This is a genomic window from Devosia epidermidihirudinis, from assembly GCF_000971295.1.
Lineage (GTDB): Bacteria > Pseudomonadota > Alphaproteobacteria > Rhizobiales > Devosiaceae > Devosia > Devosia epidermidihirudinis.
In genome coordinates this window covers 225080-248013 of sequence record NZ_LANJ01000045.1, presented here as the reverse complement: position 1 = coordinate 248013, position 22934 = coordinate 225080, and the positions used below count along the sequence as shown (strand labels likewise).

Genomic DNA, 22934 nt, shown 5'->3' with positions numbered 1-22934 from the left:
CTCCTCCCCCTGTTCAGGGGGAGGTTGGGTGGGGGACTTTCATAGAAAGGACGCCATGGAGGACAAGGTCGGTTTTGCCCGGCGGTTGCGGCGGGAGCAGACGGTCGCGGAGCGGCGGTTCTGGGCGTTGATCCAGCCTTGGCGCGAGCGTGGGTGGCATTGGCGGCGGCAGGCGCCGATTGGGCCGTTTGTGGTGGATTTCGTCTGCAAGCGCAGCAAGCTGGTGGTGGAGGTGGATGGCGATAGTCACTTCGATGCGGCGGGACTGGCCCATGATGCGCGGCGGACGGCGTTTCTCACCGAATTAGGCTATCGGGTGGTGCGGTGCAGCAATGCTGATGTGCTGGGCAATGCGGAGGGGGTGTTTGCGGTGGTGCTGGGGATTTTGGGTGAACCCGGAGGGACCCCCACCTAGCCTCCCCCTGGTAGGGGGAGGGACGTCATCCAGTTTTGGGCGCGGGCTGTGGGCAAGGGGCTGTATCGGGGGGCGGAGGGACCCCCACCTAACCTCCCCCTGGTAGGGGGAGGGATACCATCCAGTTTGGGGTGGGATGGTGGTTTGGCCCGCATGGGCTCCTCCCCCTTCAGGGGGAGGTTGGGTGGGGGTTAGCTGACCTCGCCCTGCAACGTATCCAGTTCCATCTCCCGCAGTCGCTTGACCTCGTCGCGGAGCCTTGCTGCTTTCTCGAATTCGAGATTCGTCGCGGCTTCGCGCATTTGGGCTTCGATGTCTTTGATGACGGCGGCGAGGTTGGCGCCGACCTGGGTCTGCTCTTTGCCGTCCTTGCCCTTGCCGATCGACACGGTGACGTGGTCGCGTTCGTAGACGCTATCGACAATGTCGTGAATGTTGGAGCGGACGGACTGGGGCGTGATGCCGTTGGCCTCGTTATAGGCGACCTGTTTTTCGCGGCGGCGGTTGGTTTCGGCGAGGGCACGTTCCATGGAGCCGGTGATCTTGTCGGCATAGAGCACGACCTTGCCATCGACGTTACGCGCGGCGCGGCCAATGGTCTGGATCAGCGAGGTTTCGCTGCGCAGGAACCCTTCCTTGTCGGCGTCCAAAATCGCCACGAGGCCGCATTCGGGAATGTCGAGGCCTTCGCGCAGCAGGTTGATGCCCACCAGCACGTCGAAGGCGCCCAGTCGCAGATCCCTGATGATTTCGATGCGCTCGATAGTGTCCACATCGGAGTGCATGTAGCGCACGCGAATGCCCTGTTCGTGCAGATATTCGGTCAGGTCCTCGGCCATCTTCTTGGTGAGGACGGTGAGCAGGGTCCGGTAGCCCTTTTTATTGGTCTCGCGGATTTCATCGACCACATCATCGACCTGCGCCTTGGCGGGGCGGATCTCGACCGGGGGATCGATCAGCCCGGTGGGGCGAATGACCTGTTCGGCAAAGACGCCGCCGGTCTGGTCCATCTCCCAGGAGCCGGGGGTGGCCGACACATAGACCGATTGCGGCCGCATGGCGTTCCATTCCTCAAAGCGCAGGGGACGATTGTCCATGCAGGAGGGCAGGCGGAAGCCATATTCGGCCAGGGTCGCCTTGCGGCGGAGATCGCCACGATACATGGCGCCGAGCTGGCCGATGGTGACGTGGCTTTCGTCGACAAACACCAGCGCATTATCGGGCAGGTATTCGAACAGCGTCGGTGGCGGCTCGCCGGGGCGGCGGCCGGAGAAGTAGCGGGAGTAATTCTCGATGCCGGCGCAGGAGCCGGTGGCTTCCATCATTTCCAGATCGAACAGGGTGCGCTGTTCCAGCCGCTGGGCTTCAAGGAAGCGGCCGGCGCCGTTGAGCTCCTGCAGGCGCGCGGTGAGCTCGGAGCGGATCAGCTTGATCGCCTGGTTCATCGTGGTGCGCGGCGTCACGTGGTGGGAATTGGCGAAGACGCGAATGAAGGTGAGATCGGCAGACTTTTTGCCGGTCAGCGGATCGAATTCGACAATGGATTCGATCTCGTTGCCGAACAGGCTGACGCGCCAGGCGGCGGCTTCATAGTGGGCGGGGAACAGCTCGATGGTATCGCCGCGCACCCGGAAGGTGCCGCGCACAAAGCCGGTGTCGCCGCGCTTGTATTGCAGAGCCACCAGCTTGGCGATGACCTCGCGCTGGTCGATCTTCTGGCCCTTTTGCATGTCGACGGTCATGGCGGTGTAGTCTTCCACCGAGCCGATACCGTAAATGCAGGACACCGAGGCGACAATGATCACGTCATCGCGCTCGAGGATCGCGCGCGTCGCCGAGTGGCGCATGCGGTCGATCTGCTCGTTGATGGTGGATTCCTTCTCGATATACGTATCGGTCCGCGGCACATAGGCCTCGGGCTGGTAGTAGTCGTAGTAGGAGACGAAATATTCGACCGCATTGTCGGGGAAGAAGGTCTTGAACTCGCCATAGAGCTGGGCGGCAAGGGTCTTGTTGGGCGCCAGGATCAGCGCGGGGCGATTGGTGCGGGCGATGACCTGGGCGGCGGTGAAGGTCTTGCCCGAGCCCGTAACGCCGAGCAGGACCTGATCGGTTTCACCATTGTTGACGCCTTCCACCAGCTCGGCAATCGCCGTGGGCTGATCGCCGGCGGGGGTATAGGGCGTGACCATGCGGAAAGGCTGGCCGGCGAGGCGCTTGAGGCTGCTCTCGGGGCGATGGGGCACCCAGGGGGAGGAACCCTCAACTTCCTTGCGGCCATGCAGGATGATCTGTTCCAGCGCCTTCACCGTGGCGGTGATGCCGACGGTCTGGGCGTTTTCCAGACTCTCGCCCTTGCGCGCACGGGCCTTCTTAGTGGCAGCGGTCAGCGCGGCGTTGATCTCTTCGTCGGTCTGCGGCGTCTTGGCCTTGCTCGAGGGGACGTGACCAAAACCGGCCTGCGGGCTTTCGCCCATGCCGTCGAAGTCGATGCGATCGACCGGGTTGATCTTGGTCTTACTGGTCTTCTTCGACATGCCAGTGGCGGTGTCGTTGCTCGACTTGGTGGTGCGGCGCTTTTCCAGCGCGGTCTTTTTCTTCTCGGCCTGCGCCAGAGCCTTGGCGGCGGCTTCCTCGGCAGCAGCAGCTTCGGCTGCGACCTTTTGGTCGGCACGATCCAGCGCGCGCTTGTTTTTCATGCGCTCGGCATAAAGCGGTTTATTAGCCGCCATGTCCTCGGCCTTCTCGATCTCGCCGAGGAAATCGTCGATGGAGAACTCGGCCTTGCCGGGACGTGCTGACTTATCGGCCATGGAAACACCGTGTGCTGGGGAGGCGACTCAAATGGGGAACGAGGCGCACGAATGCAATGCTGTTTCCAGTGTAACCACAATCGAACGGAGAGGGAACGGCCCTGCTGACAGGTGGTGTCAGGAACCGGCGCCGGGGGTCAGATGGCGCCGAGATTGGTGCGTTGGGCGAAGGCCGCGGCGGCTTCCTTGCGTTCGCTGTAGCGGTCGGTGAGGTGGTCGGCTACGCCCCGCGTCAGCAGGGTGAACTTGACCAGCTCTTCCATAACGTCGACGACGCGCTCGTAATAGGACGAGGGCTTCATCCGGCCATCGGGCGTGAACTCCTGCCACGCCTTGGCGACAGAGGATTGGTTGGGGATGGTGACCATGCGCATCCAGCGGCCCAGCACGCGCATCTGATTGAGCGCATTGAAGGATTGTGAGCCACCGGACACCTGCATCAGGGCCAGCGTGCGGCCCTGCGTGGGGCGGATGGCGCCGCCGGGTAGCGGAATCCAGTCGATCTGTGCCTTGAGCACCGCGCTCATCGCGCCATGGCGCTCGGGGCTGGTCCAGACCTGACCCTCTGACCACAGCATGGCCGCGCGCAATTCCTGCACCTTGGGGTGATCGTCGGGCGCGTCATCGGGCAGGGGCAGGCCGTTGGCGTGGAAGATGCGGGTTTCGGCCCCCATGGCATCGAGCAGGCGCTGGGCTTCGAGCGTCAGCAGGCGGCTGTAGGAACGTTCGCGCAGCGAACCGTAGAGCAGCAGGATGCGCGGCTTGTGATCGGGTTGCCGGGGCGAGAGGCGCGTCGCATCGGGGCGGGCAAACGCATCATGGGAGAGATTGGGCAGATCAGCAAATTCAGTCACGATGCGGCACCTTTGGGGAGACGAGTTCGCCATCTTCCTTGCGGAAGGGGCCGATGTCGGGATTGGGCAGGATGTCGAGCACCAGCTCGGATGGCCGCGCCAGCCGCACGCCTTTGGGGGTGACGACGAAGGGGCGATTGATCAGGATCGGGTCGGCCAGCATGGCGTCGAGCAAGGAATCATCGCTGAGGGCCGGGTTATCGAGGCCGAGATCGAGATAGGGCGTGTCCTTCTGGCGGATCGCCTGACGCACGGTGAGGCCTGCCGCCGCGATCAGCTCGATCAGTTTGGCGCGCGTTGGCGGATTGGTGAGATAGTCGATCACCTCGGGTGCTTCGCCGCTGGCCCGGATCATCGCCAGAGTGTTGCGCGAGGTGCCGCAACTGGGGTTGTGATAGATGGTGATGCTCATGGGGCGGGGGCCTTTGTGATGGGGGCGCGCTCGTACCAGTGGCGGGATGTGTTGACGATCCACACCACCGACAGCATTACCGGCACCTCGACCAGCACGCCGACCACGGTGGCCAGCGCCGCGCCGGAATTGAAGCCAAACAGGCTGATGGCTGCGGCGACGGCGAGCTCGAAGAAGTTGGATGCGCCGATTAGCGCCGAGGGACCGGCCACGCAGTGTTGCTCACCGGCGAAGCGATTGAGCAGATAGGCGAGGCCGGAGTTGAAATAGACCTGAATCAGGATGGGCGCGGCCAGCAGGGCAATGACGCCGGGCTGGGCGATGATCTGCTCGCCCTGAAAGCCGAACAGCAGCACCAGCGTTGCCATCAAAGCCAGCATGGAGGCGGGCTGAAGCACCGAGAGGGCGCGCGTGATCGCCGCTGCGCCGCCTTTGGCGAGCCAGCGCCGACGCAGCAGCTGGGCGATGATGACGGGCACAATGATGTAGAGCCCAACCGAGAGCAGTAGCGTATCCCAAGGCACGGTGATGGCCGACAATCCCAGCAGCAGCGCCACGATTGGGGCGAAGGCCACGATCATGATGGCGTCGTTGAGGGCCACCTGAGACAGGGTGAACAGGGGCTCGCCCTTGATCAGGTTGGACCAGACAAAGACCATGGCGGTGCAGGGTGCGGCGGCCAGAATGATCAGCCCGGCTATGTAGGAGTCGATCTGCACTTCGGGCAGCAGAGGGCGGAACAGGTAGCCGATGAACAGCCACGCCAGCAGCGCCATCGAAAAGGGCTTCACCGCCCAGTTGATGAACAGGGTAATGCCAATGCCGCGCCAGTAACTCCGCACCATGCCCAGGCTGGCGAAGTCGATGCGCACGAGCATGGGAATGATCATCAGCCAGATGAGCGCGGCCATGGGGATGTTGACATTGGCCAGCTCGGCGGCGCCTAACGCCTGAAATACGCCGGGAATGAAATGGCCCAGCGTGACGCCGACGACGATGCAGAGGGCGACCCACAGGGTCAGGTAGCGTTCAAAAAGTGGCATGGTTATGCGGTGCCGGTTGGCTGGGGCGCGCAGCACGGGGTTAGCTCCGCGATCAGGGGCGCGCAAAGCTCGGCATTGCCGCCGCAGCAGTCCTTGAGCAGGAACAGCACCATGTCGCGCAGCGTATCGAGCTGGGCGCGATAGATGATGGACCGGCTGTGACGCTCGCCCTCGATGAGCCCGGCGCGGGACAGCGTGGCAAGGTGGGCCGACATGGTGTTTTGCGGAACATCGATCAGCCGGGCCAGCTCACCAGCAGGCAGGCCCTGGGGCTCGTGGCGAACGAGGAGGCGAAACGTTTCCAGCCTCGTGGGTTGGGCGAGGGCGGCCAGAACCGCGATAGTGTCTTGTGATTCCATATATCCAGATAATTGGATATATAAGCGAATGTCAAGCGCGCGCCCGCAGCGAGGCGATGACGCAGGCCAAGACCATGAGAGCGGCGGCGACGCCGAAGGTGAGCTGCATGCCGCTGGCGATCGCCGATGGCATTGCCTGCGCCAGCTCACTAGTGCCGACACCGCTTGCGAATATCGCGCCCATGGCTGAGGCGCCGAGGATCAGGCCAGCATTGCGGGACAGGCTGAGAAGGCCCGAGACGGTGCCGCGGGATTGCTTAGGAATATCGGCCAGGACGGCGGTGTTGTTTGCGGACTGGAATAGCTGGTAGCCGGGGGTGAGCACGACGATGGCCATGATGTAGCCGCTGACGCCGAACAGGGCGGGTAGGGTGGCGAGCAGGATGGTGCCGAGGGTGAGCAGAGCAAGGCCACTGGCGAGGACTTTTGTGGTGCCCCAGCGGTCGACGGCCCAGCCGGTCGGGACACCGCCAAGGATGGACATGACGGGGCCAACGGACATGACGAGGCCGACGAGCAGGGTCGGCAGGGCAAGGCCGATGCCGAGATAGAAGGGGCCGATAACGAGAGTGGTCATCATCACGGCGGCGACGATGACGTTGACGGCAAGGCTGGGCACAAGCTGGCGGGTGAGCAGCGCAAAGATGCTGGTAGTGCCTGCACTCTGGCGCGGGCGGTCGGCGGGCAGGGTTTTGATGGCGAGGCCTATGGCCAGGCACGCCAGCGGCACCTGCACCAGAAACACGCCGCGCCAACCCAGCGTTGAGAGCATCAGCCCGCCGAGCGAGGGACCCAGCGCCGTGCCGAGCGCCGACATGGTGCCGAGCAGGCCCATGGCTTTGCCCATCTGGTTTTCGCCAGCGGTCTCGCGCATGAGCGCCATGGTTAGGGTCATCAGGAAAGCGGCGCCAAAGCCTTGCAGCGCGCGGGCCGCGATCAGCAGCCACAGATTTGGCGCGATGCCGCAGAGCAGCGACGCGGCGGCAAACAGCGTAAGGCCGGCAAGGAACATAAGGCGCAGGCCGAACAGGTCACCGAGGCGTCCGACGATGACGGCAGAGAGGGTCAGCGCGGCGAGGTAAGCGACGACCACGGCCTGCACCTGCGCGAAGGGCGCATCGAAGGCCTGGACCAGCGTGGGCAGGGCGATGTTGGCAATGCTGGTGCCGAGGGCGGCCAGCAGCATGGACAGCGCCAGGGTCAGCGTGGTGCGCCGGGATGATGGTCGTTCTGTCGATGAAACTGCCTGCGCCACGTGTGTAACCCCTTGCCGAAATGTCTGTTGGGGCGCACCGTACGAATTCAAGCCAACTTGAGGTCAAGCGTGAAATTGCTCGATATTGGCGAGGTGTCGCAGCGCGCTGGCGTGTCGCCCTCGGCGCTGCGGTATTACGAAGAGATTGGGCTGATCAGCTCGGTGAAGCGGCATGGCTTGCGGCGGCAGTTTGAGCCGGATGTGCTGGTGCAGCTCAAGTTGATCGGGCTCGGCAAAATGGCCGGGTTCTCGCTGGACGAGATTGGCACGATGTTTGGCACGAGCGGCGCACCGGAGCTGCCGCGCGATCTGTTGCGAGACAAGGCGTATGAGCTTGATCGGCAAATTCTGGAGATGGCAGCGCTGCGCGATACGCTACGCCATATCGCCGATTGCAGTGCCCCATCGCACATGGAGTGTCCAACGTTTCGCACGCTGTTAGACAAGGCGGGAAGCGATGCATCGCTCCGGCCCAAGCATCGGGTCTGAGCCGTTCGCAACAGGTCGGTCGCTCAAAAGGGCCGGAAGACTCTTCCTCCCGGCCCTTCAAAAATCGGCGGTCAGAGCTTGCCGTCGAGGTCTTCCGGAGCGACGACCGGGCGCAGCCATTTGAGCGATTTCATCGTCCATGATGCGTCGCTTGCCTCAAGCAAGGCGAGCAGGCCGGGAAGGTGGCCGGCGCCATAGGTGATGTAAATCTTCTGGTTGGTGTCGCTGAGGATGCGGTCGGCGAGCTTGCGATTGCGGAAGTCAACGATGACCTTGTCCATCTCCTCCGGCGCGGCTTTCTTGCCGAGCTCCAGCGAGATAAAGCCACGGCAAACGGTTCCCGCAAGCGCGCGCAACTGCGGCGAACCCTGTTGCAGCCATCCGATCATAGTGGTGGCGCCGCCGCCACCGCTTGTCGTCGGCTCGGTGGTGGCCTGGGTGGTCGCGGGCGTTTGGGACGCGGCGAACACTGGGTCGGACTGCATCAGACGGTCATATTCATGCATCATGTCAGCGGTGGTGACGTCGGCACTGATGTGGCGCTCGGGATGTAAGGTGCGATCAGCAGTCAGCAGGCCGAAATAGTCGAGCTGGAAGTTGAGCCCGCAGACCTCACTGAGCATCTGGTAATTGGTGTTGAGATCGCCGCCACCCGCAAGGTGCTGGTTGAACCACTCGTCGCCATCCTTGGAGCCCATCACGCCTTCGTAGTAGAGCACGTAGCCGTCGTTCAGTGCGCTCTCCAGATCATAGACAACGCTCTTGTAGAAGCCCTCTGAGCCGATATGGGCCATGCCCTGGAAAACGACCGTCTTGGACCCGTTGGACAGCGTTGCCTGTGGCACCGTCATCGGATGGAGATCGGTGTAGAGAGCGAAGAAATAGACCGGCGCGGCGGCGATGATGCTGAGCACAAAGAGCAGCGCGGCGAAGGCCTTGGCGAAGCTGGTGCGGCGCAATTGTTGCCTTTGACGCTTGAACCGCGACCGTACGATCCATGTGGCCGGCAGCGCAAGGATGAGTGCGAGCACGGCCAGGGCCAGCACCAAGAGCCATGAAACATCGAGAATAACCGGCAGGGCGAGCAGGAACCCGACGGCCAGCAAGAACCAGACGATGGTAGAAAGACGCAGTTTCAGGCGCTCATTCCAGCTGGAACCCGCCGGAATGGGTGGTGTAGCGATATCGGTCATTCTTGCCCCCAAGAATTTGAAATCTGGTCCGCCAGAAGGGCGACCGCAGCCAGATTTATGCCAGGCACGGCAGCGCCGCTAGAAGCTTGCAGAAGGCGCGCTGCGTTATGTGGGCGAATATTGCGCCGTTGCCACGGCAAGCTGAGCGGCGAAGGCGCGTTGGTAGGCGGGGCGGGACTGGGCGCGGGTGGTGTAGGCCAGCAGGGTCGGGAATTCGTTGAGCAGGCCGGAGGGTGCGACGCGGAGCAGGACGTGGACCATCATCAGGTCACCCGCGCTGAACGCGTCATCGAGCCAGTCGGCATCGCCGAGGTGGGTGGCCAGTTCGCCGAGGCGCTGGCGGATGCGATCGAAAATCAGCGGGAGACGCTCGGGCGTCCACGGCTTGTCGCCCTCGGCAAACCGGGCGGTCTGCAGCTCGAGAATGGGCGGCTCGACCGTGCTGACCGAGGCGAACATCCAGGAAATGGCGCGGGCCCTTGCATCGGCATTCTGGGGCAGCAGGCCCTTATGGGTTTCGGCGAGATGGAGGATAATGCTGCCGGACTCGAACAGGGTGAGGCCGTTGTCCTCGAAGGTGGGGATCTGACCGAAAGGGTGGCGGGCGCGGTGTTCCGGTTGCTTCAGCTCGGGGAAGGTGACGAGCCGCACATCATAGGGCTGGCCGATTTCTTCGAGTGCCCAGCGCACGCGCATGTCCCGCGCGAGCCCCTTTCCACCATCAGGGGATTTGGCAAAGGCGGTAATGGTTGGAGACATGGGCGGCACTCCTCGCGTTGCATCATGGTACTATGACGAGCGGAGGAGCGCCAATTCGACAGGCGGTCAGGGATGCATTTTGGCGCCCTTGGTGATCTTGTCGACGAGCTTCTTGTCGGCGCGCAGGGCAATGCCCACTAGCGGGGCGTCGTCAGGGCCATATTGCACGAAGACCGCGCGGTTGGCTTCGTCATGGCCGGTGGCGAACATATCTTCGACATAGGCGGAGGCGACGACACCCCGATCCAGCGCGCGTCGGTGGATGGTGCGCAGGGTGTCCTGATCGGCTGCCAGCACAATCATGGGCTGGCGCGACAAGGCATTGAATGTGTTGCCAGCGCGATCGACATAGGGTTCACCGACGAGGTCGGGCGTCTGCGCCGCAATGCCGGTGGCGAGAAACGCCGTGACATTGAGGGTCTGCCAGACGGCGAGATCATTACGCAGAACAAAGGCAATCTTGGTATCGAACATGGGTCATCACGCGGGAAAGGGATTGATATGTCGCGTGTGATAGAGCCGGGTGCGGATGATGGTCTTGGACGTTTGTGCAGCGCGGGGGACGATGTGGTCTTCGCAGCGCCAAGCTATCCGGGGATCGAGCGGATCGAGGCGCGGTTTGCCGGAGATGCCTATTCGCGTCATCGCCACGATGCCTATGCCATCGGCGTGACCATGCAGGGCGTGCAATCGTTCTGGTATCGCGGCGAGAGGCGCGCGTCGCTGCCCGGACAGATCATCATTCTGCATCCCGACGAGGAGCATGACGGCGGCGCCGGCAACGAGCTGGGGCTGCTGTATCGGATGCTCTATATCGAGCCGATTTTGTTGCAGGAGAGCCTTGGGCTGGCTGGTGGGCTGCCGTTTGTGGCCAATCCGGTGGTGGATGATCCGGCGTTGCGGCGGGCGCTGATGGCGGTGCTGGATGATCTTGAGGCCGATATCGAGCCGCTGGGGGCCGATCAGTTTTCGGCGGAGCTGGCCGATGGGCTGCTGCGGCAGGCGGGTGGGCCAGCACGGCGGGCCATGTTGCTCGATGTTCCCGCACTGAAGCGGGCGCGGGACTATCTCGATGAGGCCGAGGGCGAGCTGGTGCGCTCGGAGGCGCTGGAAGCGGTGTCGGGGCTGGATCGCTTTACGCTGGCGCGGCAGTTCCGGAGCTACTGCGGCACCAGCCCGCACCGCTATTTGATCATGCGGCGCATGGATCGCGGGCGTCGCCTTCTCGTCTCAGGCGCGGCGATTGCGGATGTTGCTGCGGCGACCGGTTTTGCCGATCAGAGCCACTTTCATCGCCATTTCCGCAAGGCCTTCGGCGTGACGCCGGGGCGTTGGCAGAAGCTGGCAGCCCGGCGCGAATAATCAGGCCGAGAGGCGCATGGGTTCTGTTGTCCGCGCGGGCGTTGGCAGCTGGAGGGCGGCGACGAGGCTGCGGTATTCCTGACGGGCGTTGACGTGGGACATCGAGGGGGCGCCGCCGAGCAGGCTGGCATCGAGCGGATCGAACACCGTCATGCCGATGGGGAAAAGCGAGCGAAAGATGACGCGCTCGGCAATGCCATCGGCGACGCGGCAGGAGAGGCGGGCGGCGACGCGCTCGATGGTGTCCTGCACCTGGCTGGCATTGCGCGAGCCGAGATTGGAAATGCGGTTTCGCACCAGAACCCAATCGATGCCCTTGCCGGTGGCAGCGTGCCGGTCGGCGCGGGCGCGCTGCACATTGCGTGAATAAGGGCTGGTTTCGATGGGCTCGCCGGTGACGGGGTCCACACGCGCCAGCACGTCGAGATCGATCATGCTGTCATTGACCGGGGTGACCAGCGTATCGGCAAAGCCATGGGCAAGACGGGCCAGATTGCCGTCAAAGCCGGGGGTGTCGATGACGATGAAATCGACCTCGCCCCGCAGGCCATCCATGGCCTTGGTGAAGATATCGAGTTCGGCCTGCTGGTTTTCGCGGATGGAGTCGCCCCAGGCCGTTGGCAGATGCACATGCTTGGGCATGGGGACCTGATGGCCAGTGGTGTCGACCGTGTTGCGCCGGTTGCGGACATAGCGTGTCAGCGTCTGCTGGCGGCTGTCGACGTCGATGGTGGCGACGCGATGGCCCTGATGCAGCAGATAGACGGCCAGATGCAGCGCCGTCGTCGACTTGCCGGAGCCTCCCTTTTCATTGCCCACTGCAATGACGTGCGCGCCAGATTGCACCATGTCCGACTCTCCAAATCAGGGACCGATCCCCAGCCCCTAACAAGCGATCACATGGTTAACAAAGAGCTAACGCTGTGTGTCCGGATGGGCCAGTTCAGGGGAACATGTGGGCTATTGGCGCATTGAAGCTGATGATGTGAAACTGTTCGGATTGGCTTTGGAGGATAAGCTATGGCACTCGCAAAAAACACAGTCTGCATTTGGTATGACACGGGGGCAGAAGAAGCGGCGCAGTTTTACGCCGGGCTGTTCCCCGACAGCAAAGTGAGCGGGGTGCATCGTGCGCCCAGCGACAATCCGTCGACCAAGTCGGGGGCGGTGTTAACCGTGGATTTCACTGTGGTCGGCATTCCCTGCATGGGGCTCAATGGCGGGCCGATGTTCAAGCACACCGAGGCGTTCTCGTTTCAGATCGCCACGGATGACCAGGAAGAAACCGACCGTTACTGGGACGCCATTGTCGGCAATGGCGGGGAGGAGAGCCAGTGTGGCTGGTGTCGCGACAAGTGGGGCATTTCCTGGCAGATCACCCCGCGCGCGCTGACCGAGGCGATGATGGCCGGTGGCGACGAGGCCAAGCGGGCCTTCGAAGCCATGATGACGATGAAGAAAATCGACGTTGCCGCTATCGAGGCAGCGCGTCGGGGCTGATGGTTAGGCGTAGGGCGTTCCGGCCATGGCGGCTTTGACGCCCAACGTCCCCTGATCGATCAGGGCGAGGAAACTGGCATTGGCGGCCTTGGTGTCGCCGGTGTGCTGGAGGGTGCGCAGCGCCTCGGCATAGGCCGTGCTCCAGGTGGCGAGCAGCAGGCTTGCCGTCAGGCGCGCATTGGCGTCTTCGGCCTGTCCTGTTGTTTCCGCCAGAGCTGCTGCAGTTTGGCCGGTCAGTTCGTCGCGGGTCTGGCGGGCACGGGCCTTCAGCGCCTCGCTGGCCACGATGGTGTTCATGAACTCGGCGCTGCGGGCGGAGAATTCCACATAGGGCGCTTTATCGGCAATGAGCCGGTGGGCGAGCAGGCGAAAGGCTTCGACAGGGGAGATCTCGGGGGCGCGCTGGCGCAGGGCGTTGAGCAGGTTGTCGCGGGCCTCGTCATCGCGATCAAAGAACATGTCCTCCTTGCGAGGGAAGTGATTGAACACCGTCATGCGCCCGACATCGGCCTCTTTGGCGATTTCATCGATCGTCACATGATCAAAGCCTCGCGCGAAGAACAGGCGCGTGGCGGCGTTGGATATGGCCTGGCGCATGGCGAGACGCTTACGGGTTCGCAGATCGGACGGCATTGACTCAGTGCTCCTCTAGGCGCATAGCAAAACATGTACTGAGTATATATTTAAACTCGGTATATGTAACTTCACCTTGATATCTCCGATGTCAGAGCCAAACCCGGCCGCAGAGCGGCATTGTGGGCTCGCATCGACCGGAGTTCGATATGAACAAGCCGCTTATCGTCATCTTTACAGCCATTGTCCTTGACGCAGTGGGCATTGGGCTGATTTTCCCCATTCTCCCGACATTGCTCGAAGACGTGACCCATGCCGACAATGTCGCGACCTATATCGGCATCATGGCCGCGCTTTACGCCACCATGCAGTTCATCTTCGCGCCGGTGCTGGGTTCGCTCAGCGACAAGATCGGGCGGAGGCCGGTGCTGCTGATTTCGCTGGCGGGCGCGGCGATCAACTACCTGTTCCTCGCCTTTGCGCCGAGCCTGTGGATGCTGCTGTTGGGCCGTGCCATTGCCGGGCTGAGCAGCGCCAACGTGTCTGTGGCCACGGCCTATATCACCGATATTTCCCCCGAGGATAAGCGAGCCCGCCGCTTCGGCCTGTTCAACGCCATGTTCGGCGTGGGCTTTATCATCGGGCCGATCCTGGGTGGCCTGCTGGGTGACTATTGGGTGCGGCTGCCCTTCATTGCGGCGGCTATCCTCAATGGTTTCAATCTGTTGCTGGCGTTCTTTGTGCTGCCGGAGTCGCGCACACCGAGCGGTGGAAAGATCGATTTTGCTGCGCTCGATCCGCTGCGGCCGCTGCGTTGGGTGTTTTCGATGAAGGCCGTGCTGCCCATTGTCTTCATCTTCTTTGTGTTCAGCGCCACGGGCGAAGCCTATGGCACATCATGGGCGCTGTGGGGCAATGACGCCTTCGGCTGGAACGGGCTGTGGATCGGCCTGTCGCTGGGCGCCTACGGGGTGTGCCAGGCGTTGGCGCAGGCGTTTCTGCCCGGTCCGGCCGTCAAGCTGCTGGGTGAACGCGGAGCGATCCTCACTGGCATTTTGTGTGCCTGCGTGGGGCTGACCGTGATGGCCTTTGCCACCGAAAGCTGGATGATCTTTGCCATCATGCCGATCTTCGCGCTGGGCGGCATTGGCGTGCCGACGCTGCAATCGCTGGCCACGCGGCAGGTCGATGAGACCCTGCAGGGGCAGTTCCAGGGCGTGCTCGCCTCGGCGCTGAGCCTGGCCTCGATCATCGGGCCGCTGTTCTTTTCCAGCGTTTACTTCGTGGTGCGCCAGCAATGGCCGGGCGCGATCTGGCTGTCGGTGGTGGCCATCTACGCCATCAGCATTCCGCTGGTGCTGAGCCTCAGGTTCAAGCAGCTGAAGGCCGAGCCGGTCGCGGCATAGGCGCGTGGCGGGGCCTTTGGTCTTCCCGCCACCTCATAACTAGGGAGCGGTGGGGGCTTGTTTCAAGGGCGGGGTGTTTGCTTAATATCGCGTCCCCCTAAAGGCGCGGGAGCGACAGATGGCGGCAATTGATGGCGACAAGCCAGGGCCTTACTACCATGGCACGAAGGTCGATTTTCGGACCGGGGATCTGATTTCGGCGGGCTACAGCTCCAATTATGGGCAGCGCAAACAGGCGTCCTGGGTGTATTTCGCGGCCACGCTCGAGGCGGCGATCTGGGGCGCCGAGCTGGCGCTGGGCGAGGGGCGGGAGCGGATTTACATCGTCGAGCCAATGGGTGACTTCATTGACGATCCCAATCTCACCGACAAGAAATTCCCCGGCAATCCAACCAAGTCCTATCGGTCGCAGCAGCCGCTGCGGGTTATTGGCGAAGTGGAGCACTGGCAGGGCCACGCGCCCGACGTGCTGAAGGCGATGAAGGACCGGGTTGAGGAACTCAAGAGGCCGGGGTCGAGGCGATCGACTAAGCAGGTGGGCCCGTGGTGACGCACGGGCCCATTTTGCTTAGAGCGCGCCGACGCTTTGCAGCGCCGCGTTGAGCAGCACGGGGACCCAGTAGATCACTTCGAGCGCTTCGTAGATGGCGGCGACGATGAGAATGAGGACGACCACGCCAAGCAAGGTGCCCATGGGCTTGAGGCCGCCCTTGTAGGCGTCCCAGCGGGTGGCGTAGCCATAGCGGGCAGGGTGGATGACGCGCACGCCATGCACATAGGCGGCGAAGGCAGCGAGGACATAGGCGAAACCTTCAAGCAGCACGGTGGGCATGTGGGGCACGAAGATGATGGCCTCGAACCCGAAAGGCGAGAACATGCCGCCCCAGAGAATGACGCGGTAAAACACTGCCGCGATGCCGATGAACGGGACGATCAGCGAAGGGATGATGGTCAGCACCAGGGCGACGCTGATGTTGACAAAGAAGGTCACCGCGGCCGCCACCGCGACATTTCCGGTGGAATAGGCCGCCAGGCCCACGGTCATGATCGGCAACTCGAAATGGTGCAGGTCATAGAAGGCGTTGGCGTAGTCCTTGAGTTGGGGGAACGCCATGGTGATGGCCATGCCGAACGCCAGAATGGCGTAGAAGGCGACGTTGAGGACGATGAACGCCGTGCGGTGGTGTTGAACATGGCGCCATGCGCTTTTGAAAAGGGTCATCTTGAGGTTTCCAATCGGCCTTGGGTGGCAATTGGCGCCTGTAGACGACCTGCGGCTTACGAGAGGCTTACAGCGCCGCCCGCCGCGCCTTGACATGCATTCTAAATGTAACAATACATGTTACATGATATTGTGATGTGAGTGCCCGCTATGACCCAGAGTGCAGCTTTCGGTTCGTCCCATGCGCAAAGCTATGCGTCAGCGCCGCCGCGGCAGGTGCCGGGCTTTGCCAGCCTTCATAAGATGACCTCGATGCTGCTGGCCGAGCGCGTGCCGGCGCAGGGGCGTGTGCTGGTGCTGGGAGCAGGGGGCGGGCTGGAGCTCAAGGCGCTGGCCGATGATCATGTCGGATGGACGTTTGACGGGGTGGACCCATCGGCGGCCATGCTGGGCGTGGCCGAAGAGATCATCAGGCCGCATCAGGCGCGGATCGGGCTGCATGAAGGCTATATCGATGCGGCGCCGGAAGGGCCGTTTGACGGCGCGACGTGTCTGCTGACGCTGCATTTCGTGCCGCGCGAGCAACGCCTCGCGACACTGCAGCAGGTGCGGCAGCGGCTGGCGCCGGGGGCGCCGTTTGTGGTCGCCCATATCAGCTTCTCGCAGGAGGAGCCCGCGCGCACCCAATGGCTGGCGCGCCATGTGGCCTTTGGCGGCACGCCCCCAGCCAATGCCGAAAGCGCCATGCAGACCATGCGCGAGAAGCTCTCGATCCTCTCGCCCGAGGATGACGAAGCTTTGCTGCGTGACGCCGGGTTTAGCGACGTTACCCTGTTTTACGCCGGGTTGAGCTTTCGCGGCTGGGTTGCCTACGCCTAGGAGGCAGGGCCGATGGCGCTGCCTCGCCGAGCGTCAGATCAACGGCGCGTCAGTTCGATGACGGGGATGAAGTCGCGGGTGGTGTCTTCTTTGTATTTGGCGAACTGGGGGAACAGGCTCGCCTGGCGCGCATAGGTGGTTTCGCGCTCATCGCCTTCCAGCACGCGGGCGTGAACCGGCACGCGCTCAATGGTTGTGCCATCGCCGACCGAGATATCGAAATCCGGGTTGGTGACCACGTTGTGGTACCAGGCGGGGTCCTTTGGTCCGCCGCCATAAGAGGCGAAAACGTACCAGGGGCCGTCGCCTTCATGCAGGAACATCAGCGGCTGGGTGCGCTCTTCGCCAGACTTTGCGCCAATCGCGTGCAGCAGCAGGACCGGGGCGTTTTCAAAATACCCGCCGGGCTTGCCGCCATTCTTGTTGAAGTCGGCGATGACTTGGTCGTTGAAGTCGCTCATGACTGCGGCCTTTCCTGTGCTTGATGTGTGAAATCTATAGCTAGTGTTCGCCCGCTGGAGCGACAAGGGCGACGCAGACCGTGGATCGGCACAGAACTAGAAAAAAATGCCCGCCGGTAGGCGGGCATTTGGGGGTTACGCTAGCAGGGTCTCTGGGACTTTGCCGCCGTTGGCGGCGAGTTTGGCGAGGACCTGTTTGTGCAGCCAGATGTTCATTGTGGCTGAGTCGGATTTGTCGCCGGTGTAGCCGAGTTCATCGGCCAAGGCTTTGCGGGCGGTCAGCGAGCTGTCGAGATCGAGCGCCTTGAGCAGGTCGACGATAGAGGTCTTCCAGTGGAGGGGCTGGCCGGACTTAGCGACGGCGGCGTCGAGAACGGCGGCAACGTCGACCTTGGCAGCAGCGGCAGCATTGGCGGCTGCGGCGTCGGCGATGGCCTTGTTGGCAGCTGCCATGCCGGCATCAAGCGCTGCCTGCTGGGCAACCTTGGCAGCATCGCTGACTGGAGCGGCTGCAGCGGGGGTGGCGGCGCCGGGGGCGACGGCCGCAGAAGCTGCCGGAGCGCCAAAGATCTTGGTCTTGATATCGTCGAAGAAGCTCATGGTGCGACCCTTATTGGTGTTGGAAGCAAAGCAGACGAAACTTCAGCGGCGAGATCAAGGCAAAACTTGGCTCAATCAATCACTTGGGCATGTGGAAACGAAAAAGGCGCGGCACCATGGGCCACGCCTTTTGTTCGGAGATTGGTCTGATCGCGCTTAGTAGATGCGGATCGAAGACAGGCTCTTGTAGAGATAGCGGTTGAGCTGGGGCTGGCTGGAAACGATGCGCTCGCAGTAGCTCTGGAAGAAGCGGTCGCGGCAGGCCGCGATGGATGCCGAGCCGCTGATCTTGACCGAGGCAAAGCGGTTGTCGAGGCCGTGCAGGGCCAGGTCCTTGTAGACGCGGGCAGACGGGCAGAATGCAGCGCCGGTGTAGTTCGGGCCTTCATAGAAGCAGACTGGGCCGCTGACCAAAGGCTGACGCAGACCGCCATGCGGGGTCTTGCCGAAGGAGACGCTGCTCAAGCCGGTCCAACCGCGGCCGCCGGGGCCATCGATCAGGCACCAGGTGCGCTGGCAGCGCAGAACCTTGATGGCGACATCGGTTTCGATCTGGCCGACCGATGCGTAGCCGACACCGGGGCCGGCCTGCAGCACGACGGCGCGCGTTGTCCAGCCCGCGCTGCCGCTTTCGGATGCTGCCTGTGCAGTGGCTCCGCCAAGCACGAGGGCGACAAGGACGGTGAGTGAACGGAGAAGGTGACGCATTGTGGAGTCCGTCGTTGCTGATTTGGGTCGCACACTACCGCGCGAACGGCTTGGAACCAAACAAAAAGGGCGCCAGCCGAAGCTGACGCCCAATCAATTCATGCAACGCGATTAGCGAATGCGGATCGAGATAATCGAGTCATCGAAGTCGCCGAGCGAAGAGGCGCTCGTGGTGTAAGTGCGGCAATCGACGTAATTGGCCTCCGCGCAGACCTGAACCTGCAGACCCGAGCGGTTTTCGATGGACGAAATACGGTCGGTCCAGTTGTTCAGGTTGCGATAGTTGTCGCCCGAAGAGGCGCAGAAGCTTTCGCCACGGTAATTAGCGCGCTCATAGAAGCAGACCTCGCCATAGACGGGCTGAACCACTGGTGGCTGCACGACTGGCGGGCGGATCACCGGAGGCTGTACGGGTGGGCGGATAACCGGAGGCTGCACAGGTGGGCGCGGTGGCTGAACCACTGGTGGCTGAACCTGTGGCTGCTGACCAACACCGAAGTTGAAGGTCGGGCCATTTGGACCGGTCGAGAAGCCGAAGGAAATGCCGGGCTGGGTTGGATTGACCGGCTGGCCACCCTGAGCGGCCAGATAGCTGGCGGACACCCAACCAACGCCATTGCGGCGGGTGATGTAGCACCACGAACCCTGGCACTGCTGCACATCGACGACTTCGCCGCGACGGGCGGTGTCGACGACGCCGTAATTGGTGCCGGGGCCGGAGCGCACGTTAACGTTGCTGGTGAGCGTCCCAGGAGCCGCCTGGGCGGAGGGCAGGAACACGAGAGCTGCGGTGGCAGCAACGGCGATGCCGGTGGCCAGGTTGAGCAGCATCTTGCGGGTAGTGCGATTCATTGAGGCGCTCCTGTGAGTGACTGCGGCTGGATCCCGTTCTGGGGAGACGCTGGCAGCCTGCGACGTCAGCTTTGGTAGTTCGAGAAACGGTAGCAGAAACGAAAGAGTTCCGGTTCTGCCAAAATTGGTGTGGTCATCTGGCTTGGCCAAATCGGCCAGTGATCGCCAAAAACCATATCGCAAATGAACGCTAGCTGAATGGAGATTTACTTTGGTTTCTCATGCCTCGGGCGGGATTGGACGCTTGGCGCCGTCTTCGCCGATGGAGACGTAAACAAAGCGGCCTTCGGTAACTTTGACCCGGTCATCAAGGCGATTGCGGCGTGCCCAGGCTTCCATGGCCACGGTAATCGAAGTGTTCCCGACGCGCTCGACGGTGGTGTAGATGCACAGCACATCGCCGACCTTGACCGGGGCGATGAAGGTCATCGCTTCGACGGCGACCGTGACCGTGCGGCCCTTAACGCGTTCATGGGCGGCAATGGAGCCAGCAATGTCCATCTGGCTCAGCACCCAACCGCCGAATATGTCACCAGCCGGATTGGTATCGGCAGGCATGGCAAGGGTGCGGATGGTCAGGGCGCCCTTGGGTTCGGAGGCAGGGGTAATCATACTTGCGGTCCTTTCACCGGCCAACGGCCGACAGCTTCTTCCCAGTGCTTGCGGCAAAGCGAGATATAGACCGATTTTTCGATCGACACCTGTTCGCCCGCAGTCAGTACGCGGCCCTCGGCGCTTTGGCGCACCACCATGGTGGCTTTGGCGCCGCATTCGCAGATGGTGCGAATTTCACGCAGCACATCGGCGATAGCAAGCAATTGCTGGGAGCCGGGGAACAGATTGCCCTGGAAATCTGTGCGCAAGCCAAAGCACATCACCGGAATCTTCAGCCGGTCGCTGACGCGGGCCAGCTGCCAGACCTGATCGGGGGTGAGGAACTGCGCTTCATCGACGAAGACGCAATCAACCTTACCCACCTCGGTCTGCTCGTGAATGGAGTGGTAGAGATCGTCCTCGGCGGAGTAGAGATCGGCGGCCTCGGAAATGCCGATGCGCGAGGAAATCAGCCCGACGCCGTTTTCGACATAGAGCGAGGACGTGTAGAGCAGGGGGCGCATGCCCCGCTCGCGGTAATTGTAGGCGGCCTGCAGCAGCAGGGTGGACTTGCCCGCGTTCATGGCGGCATAGGAAAAGTAAAGCTTGGCCATGATCTGCGCTTTCGCGTTTGCGGCAATGCGGGTGAACAAGCCAATAGACCTTGCGGCGGTGAGCTTGAAGCGCTGCCGCGCTGACATCAACAGTTCATTGCGGGATCGCCATGTCTGACATCATCATTCGCAGGGCCGAGGCCACCGACGTTGTGCCACTGGGCAATTTGCTCGAGGCGTCATGGTTCACCCATTGGGGCCCCCATGTCAGTGCGGAGTCACGGGCGCGGTTTGTGCGGGAACATCCCGCGCGCGGCTATGCCGAGGCGTGCTGGCCCGACCTGATGGTGGCCGAGCAGGATGGCGCCGTGGTGGGTATGTATCACCGCGATGGCGAGTTCCTGCATTCGATCCATGTGGCGGTAGATCATATCGGCAGCGGCGTTGGGCGCGCGCTGATGGATCATGCCGAGGGACAGGGCGCGCGGCGGCTTGAGGTGCGGGCGTTCAATGAGCGGGCGCGGCACTTTTATGAGCGGCGCGGCTGGCAGGCGATCGGCCAGAAGCACGACAGCGAAATGGGCACGCCGGTGGTGACCGTTCAAATGGCGCTGGCCGAGGCCTAAAAAAATGGCCGCCCCGAAGGGCGGCCTAATTGTTGCCGGGAAGCGGCAGGAAAATCGGTGTTGGCGGCCGATCTTCCAAGTGGCCGGGCGCGACGTGGGGACGTGGGGCGCGGCAGTGCCGACCTGGGGTTGGCCAGCACATGAGCGAGGCTAGCGGCCTTGTGTGACGCGCGCGTGACGGGCGCTGTTCAGGCAGCGTTCAGCCTTGGATGGCCATGTTTGGATCAACCTCAATGCTTCTGGAGATCGATAAGTGATGCGTAACATTCTCGGTGGAGCAGCTGGTTTGCTGATGTTGGCAGCGGGTATGGGCGTGGCCCATGCATCGCCCAATGGCGTATGGGAGCTGGATTCCCGCGACACCCGCATCAAGCTCGAATTGTGCGGCGATGGCACCCAGCTGTGCGGCACCCTGGTGTGGCTGTCGGACGCTGACTACAACAAGCAATACGAGCAGTTTTTGAACCAGCCCGTGGCCAACAAGATTTCCCAGAATGGGGCTAACCGCTGGAAGGGCGCGATGCGTCTGTTCGGCCAGAACATCACCGGCACCGTTACCCAGCGCAGCGACACGCAGATGACACTGCAGGGCTGCGCACTGCTGGTGCTGTGCAAGTCCTATGAAATGTTCAAGGTTTCCAAGTGATGCGGCGCGTAGCGCTCGCGCTGCTGGGCACGCTGCTGCTGGTGCCGATGGCGCAGGCGGCGTCGCCTGCGGGTACCTGGGAAATCGAAATGCGGGATTCCCGCTACAAGGTGGAGCTGTGCGGCGATAGCGGTACGGCGCTGTGTGGCACGCTGATCTGGCTGGGCAATGGCGCGGACTCGCCGGAAAACCTGCCCTATCTCAACACGCTGATGATCGACCATGCGGCGCAGACTGCGCCAAACGAATGGCGCGGCACGCTGCACCTTTATGGGCAGTCAGCGGGTGGAACGATCACGCAGGTCAGCGACAACCAGATCACCCTCAAAGGGTGCCTGCTGGGGATATTCTGCAAGACCTACCAGCTGTACCGCTACAATCCTTAAGCGCTAATTGGTGGTGCGGGGCACATGCACGCGCCGCCGTGACCACAGGGGCGGCACGGCCTCGACCGCGAGAATGGCCACAAACATCAGCGCAGCCCCGGCATAGCCCACCAGCGGCAAGCGTTCGCCCAGCAGCAGTGCGCCACCGATGGCCGCGAAGAGGCTTTCGGCAGACAGGATGATCGCGGCATTGGCGGGCGGCACATATTGCTGGCCGATGGCCTGGAAGGTGAAGGCCACAGCAGTCGAGAAAATGCCCGCATAGGCGATTTCGAGCCAGCCGCCCATGATGCCGTCAATGGTCGGGGTTTCGAGCACGAAGCCGAGGGCCAGCGCGACGGCACCAACGAGCAGGAAGCTGATGGCCGACACGAAGATCGGCATGCCGGTGGCGCGCGAAATCTGGCCGAGCAGGATCACGTGCATGGCCCAGAACACGGCGCTGGAGACGACCAGGCCATCGCCGCTGTTGAAGCTGTCGAGGCCGCCGCCATTGAGATAATACATGCCGACCAGCGCCAGCGGCACGCAGGCATAGATGATCGGGTGTGGGCGGCTGCGGAAAATGATGAAGCCGAGCACGGGCACGAAGAAGACGTAAAGCCCGGTCAGGAAACCGGCATTGGTCGCGGTGGTGGACATCAGGCCCACCTGTTGCAGCCAGGAGCCGGTGAAAAACGCGGCGCTCATCAGCACGACCAGCGCCCAGTGCTTGGACGAGAGCGGAGTGGGGCGGCGGCGCTTTTCCCAGAGCGCCAGCGGCAGAACCAGAATGCCGCCGAGCAGGAAACGCACGCCGGTAAAGGTGAGTGGCCCCATGCTGTCCATGGCCGACTTCTGCGCGATGAAGGCAAGGCCCCAGAGCATGGTGCAGAGCAGAAGCAGGAGCGTGGCGACGGGGCGGGACATGACGTGGTCTTCTTGTGTTGTTGGCGGCCACGACGTCGGGCCCCGCAATGCGGAGCGCATGGTGTCGGCACGGGGAAAGTCCCGGCTGCACGGACATGACGCGGTGATGCACGCCCTATGCGAT

The 22934-nt window shown here is 62.7% G+C and carries 29 protein-coding genes; 10 read left to right on the top strand and 19 right to left on the bottom strand.

The genetic code is table 11. The features are described 5' to 3' along the window. Positions 1-415, top strand: a 415-nt coding sequence (locus WH87_RS16665; RefSeq protein ID WP_342667188.1) for an endonuclease domain-containing protein, incomplete at its 5' end; no start/stop codon positions are given. 191 nt (positions 416-606) lie between these two features. Here the strand turns inward: WH87_RS16665 and uvrB are convergent. From uvrB to WH87_RS16635, 6 genes are all read right to left on the bottom strand, one after another. Then, positions 607-3228, bottom strand: coding sequence for an excinuclease ABC subunit UvrB (uvrB, locus tag WH87_RS16660; protein WP_052726617.1), 2622 nt, complete (start codon positions 3226-3228; stop codon positions 607-609). A gap of 137 nt (positions 3229-3365) precedes the next feature. After that, positions 3366-4115, bottom strand: a complete 750-nt coding sequence (gene arsH / locus WH87_RS16655; RefSeq protein ID WP_046140445.1) for an arsenical resistance protein ArsH — start codon at positions 4113-4115, stop codon at positions 3366-3368. After that, on the bottom strand, positions 4075-4494 hold the full coding sequence (gene arsC / locus WH87_RS16650; protein ID WP_046140446.1) for an arsenate reductase (glutaredoxin): 420 nt from the start codon (positions 4492-4494) through the stop codon (positions 4075-4077). The genes arsH and arsC overlap by 41 nt, the downstream gene beginning before the upstream one ends. Further along, entirely contained in the window at positions 4491-5537 is a 1047-nt protein-coding gene (gene arsB / locus WH87_RS16645) for an ACR3 family arsenite efflux transporter (RefSeq protein ID WP_046140628.1), read from the bottom strand. Before arsB ends, arsC begins: the two co-directional genes overlap by 4 nt. Positions 5538-5539: 2 nt before the next feature. Next, positions 5540-5896 (bottom strand): ArsR/SmtB family transcription factor, encoded by a 357-nt coding sequence (locus WH87_RS16640; RefSeq protein ID WP_046140447.1) that lies wholly within the window; start codon positions 5894-5896, stop codon positions 5540-5542. 31 nt (positions 5897-5927) lie between these two features. Continuing rightward, positions 5928-7151 (bottom strand): MFS transporter, encoded by a 1224-nt coding sequence (locus WH87_RS16635; RefSeq protein ID WP_046140448.1) that lies wholly within the window; start codon positions 7149-7151, stop codon positions 5928-5930. A gap of 69 nt (positions 7152-7220) precedes the next feature. On the opposite strand from WH87_RS16635, the gene WH87_RS16630 reads away from it, so the two are divergent. Beyond that, positions 7221-7640: a helix-turn-helix domain-containing protein gene (locus WH87_RS16630; RefSeq protein ID WP_046140449.1), complete on the top strand. Its 420-nt coding sequence runs from the start codon at positions 7221-7223 to the stop codon at positions 7638-7640. A gap of 71 nt (positions 7641-7711) precedes the next feature. On the opposite strand, the gene WH87_RS16625 is transcribed toward WH87_RS16630, so the two are convergent. The 3 genes from WH87_RS16625 to WH87_RS16615 all read right to left on the bottom strand — a co-directional run bounded on the left by WH87_RS16625 (position 7712) and on the right by WH87_RS16615 (position 10066). Further along, entirely contained in the window at positions 7712-8833 is a 1122-nt protein-coding gene (locus tag WH87_RS16625; protein WP_052726618.1) for a hypothetical protein, read from the bottom strand. A gap of 105 nt (positions 8834-8938) precedes the next feature. Beyond that, on the bottom strand, positions 8939-9592 hold the full coding sequence (locus WH87_RS16620; RefSeq protein ID WP_046140450.1) for a glutathione S-transferase family protein: 654 nt from the start codon (positions 9590-9592) through the stop codon (positions 8939-8941). A gap of 66 nt (positions 9593-9658) precedes the next feature. Continuing rightward, entirely contained in the window at positions 9659-10066 is a 408-nt protein-coding gene (locus WH87_RS16615) for a DUF2000 family protein (RefSeq protein WP_046140451.1), read from the bottom strand. A 27-nt stretch (positions 10067-10093) separates the two neighbouring features. Here WH87_RS16615 and WH87_RS16610 point away from each other — a divergent pair, with 27 nt between their 5' ends. Then, complete coding sequence (locus WH87_RS16610; protein WP_046140452.1) at positions 10094-10954, top strand: AraC family transcriptional regulator; 861 nt, start codon at positions 10094-10096, stop codon at positions 10952-10954. On the opposite strand, the gene WH87_RS16605 is transcribed toward WH87_RS16610, so the two are convergent. Further along, on the bottom strand, positions 10955-11803 hold the full coding sequence (locus tag WH87_RS16605; RefSeq protein ID WP_046140453.1) for a division plane positioning ATPase MipZ: 849 nt from the start codon (positions 11801-11803) through the stop codon (positions 10955-10957). 171 nt (positions 11804-11974) lie between these two features. Between WH87_RS16605 and WH87_RS16600 the strand changes: the two genes are divergently transcribed. Beyond that, positions 11975-12454, top strand: coding sequence for a VOC family protein (locus WH87_RS16600; protein WP_046140454.1), 480 nt, complete (start codon positions 11975-11977; stop codon positions 12452-12454). Positions 12455-12457: 3 nt separating this feature from the next. On the opposite strand, the gene WH87_RS16595 is transcribed toward WH87_RS16600, so the two are convergent. Continuing rightward, a complete protein-coding gene (locus tag WH87_RS16595; RefSeq protein ID WP_046140455.1) occupies positions 12458-13087 on the bottom strand; it encodes a TetR/AcrR family transcriptional regulator in 630 nt (209 codons plus the stop codon). Positions 13088-13236: 149 nt separating this feature from the next. Here WH87_RS16595 and WH87_RS16590 point away from each other — a divergent pair, with 149 nt between their 5' ends. Next, a complete protein-coding gene (locus WH87_RS16590) occupies positions 13237-14433 on the top strand; it encodes a TCR/Tet family MFS transporter (protein ID WP_046140456.1) in 1197 nt (398 codons plus the stop codon). Positions 14434-14551: 118 nt separating this feature from the next. Beyond that, complete coding sequence (gene arr / locus WH87_RS16585; protein ID WP_046140457.1) at positions 14552-14983, top strand: NAD(+)--rifampin ADP-ribosyltransferase; 432 nt, start codon at positions 14552-14554, stop codon at positions 14981-14983. Between the two features lie 18 nt (positions 14984-15001). On the opposite strand, the gene WH87_RS19155 is transcribed toward arr, so the two are convergent. After that, positions 15002-15655 (bottom strand): hypothetical protein, encoded by a 654-nt coding sequence (locus WH87_RS19155; RefSeq protein WP_052726619.1) that lies wholly within the window; start codon positions 15653-15655, stop codon positions 15002-15004. 150 nt (positions 15656-15805) lie between these two features. Between WH87_RS19155 and WH87_RS16575 the strand changes: the two genes are divergently transcribed. Next, complete coding sequence (locus tag WH87_RS16575) at positions 15806-16474, top strand: class I SAM-dependent methyltransferase (RefSeq protein ID WP_046140458.1); 669 nt, start codon at positions 15806-15808, stop codon at positions 16472-16474. 38 nt (positions 16475-16512) lie between these two features. Here the strand turns inward: WH87_RS16575 and WH87_RS16570 are convergent, their stop codons facing one another. The 6 genes from WH87_RS16570 to WH87_RS16545 form a co-directional block, all read right to left on the bottom strand. Further along, positions 16513-16935, bottom strand: a complete 423-nt coding sequence (locus WH87_RS16570) for a nitroreductase/quinone reductase family protein (protein WP_046140459.1) — start codon at positions 16933-16935, stop codon at positions 16513-16515. A gap of 135 nt (positions 16936-17070) precedes the next feature. Beyond that, on the bottom strand, positions 17071-17535 hold the full coding sequence (locus WH87_RS16565; protein WP_046140460.1) for a DUF3597 domain-containing protein: 465 nt from the start codon (positions 17533-17535) through the stop codon (positions 17071-17073). A 156-nt stretch (positions 17536-17691) separates the two neighbouring features. After that, a complete protein-coding gene (locus tag WH87_RS16560; RefSeq protein ID WP_046140461.1) occupies positions 17692-18243 on the bottom strand; it encodes an SH3 domain-containing protein in 552 nt (183 codons plus the stop codon). A 111-nt stretch (positions 18244-18354) separates the two neighbouring features. Beyond that, positions 18355-19095, bottom strand: a complete 741-nt coding sequence (locus WH87_RS19150; protein WP_052952335.1) for an SH3 domain-containing protein — start codon at positions 19093-19095, stop codon at positions 18355-18357. A gap of 219 nt (positions 19096-19314) precedes the next feature. Continuing rightward, on the bottom strand, positions 19315-19707 hold the full coding sequence (locus WH87_RS16550; protein WP_046140462.1) for an acyl-CoA thioesterase: 393 nt from the start codon (positions 19705-19707) through the stop codon (positions 19315-19317). Then, positions 19704-20303, bottom strand: a complete 600-nt coding sequence (locus tag WH87_RS16545; protein ID WP_046140632.1) for a thymidine kinase — start codon at positions 20301-20303, stop codon at positions 19704-19706. Before WH87_RS16545 ends, WH87_RS16550 begins: the two co-directional genes overlap by 4 nt. Positions 20304-20413: 110 nt before the next feature. Between WH87_RS16545 and WH87_RS19145 the strand changes: the two genes are divergently transcribed. The 3 genes from WH87_RS19145 to WH87_RS16530 all read left to right on the top strand — a co-directional run bounded on the left by WH87_RS19145 (position 20414) and on the right by WH87_RS16530 (position 21901). Then, a complete protein-coding gene (locus WH87_RS19145) occupies positions 20414-20869 on the top strand; it encodes a GNAT family N-acetyltransferase (protein WP_052726621.1) in 456 nt (151 codons plus the stop codon). A gap of 256 nt (positions 20870-21125) precedes the next feature. Beyond that, positions 21126-21515 carry a DUF2147 domain-containing protein gene (locus WH87_RS16535; RefSeq protein ID WP_156458266.1) on the top strand — a complete coding sequence of 130 codons (390 nt, stop codon included), beginning with the start codon at positions 21126-21128 and terminating at the stop codon, positions 21513-21515. Next, the gene (locus WH87_RS16530; protein WP_046140464.1) at positions 21515-21901 is read left to right on the top strand and encodes a DUF2147 domain-containing protein; all 387 of its coding nucleotides are present in this window, start codon (positions 21515-21517) and stop codon (positions 21899-21901) included. Before WH87_RS16535 ends, WH87_RS16530 begins: the two co-directional genes overlap by 1 nt. 3 nt (positions 21902-21904) lie before the next feature. Here the strand turns inward: WH87_RS16530 and WH87_RS16525 are convergent, their stop codons facing one another. Then, entirely contained in the window at positions 21905-22810 is a 906-nt protein-coding gene (locus tag WH87_RS16525) for a DMT family transporter (protein ID WP_046140634.1), read from the bottom strand. Between the last annotated feature and the right edge of the window lie 124 nt (positions 22811-22934).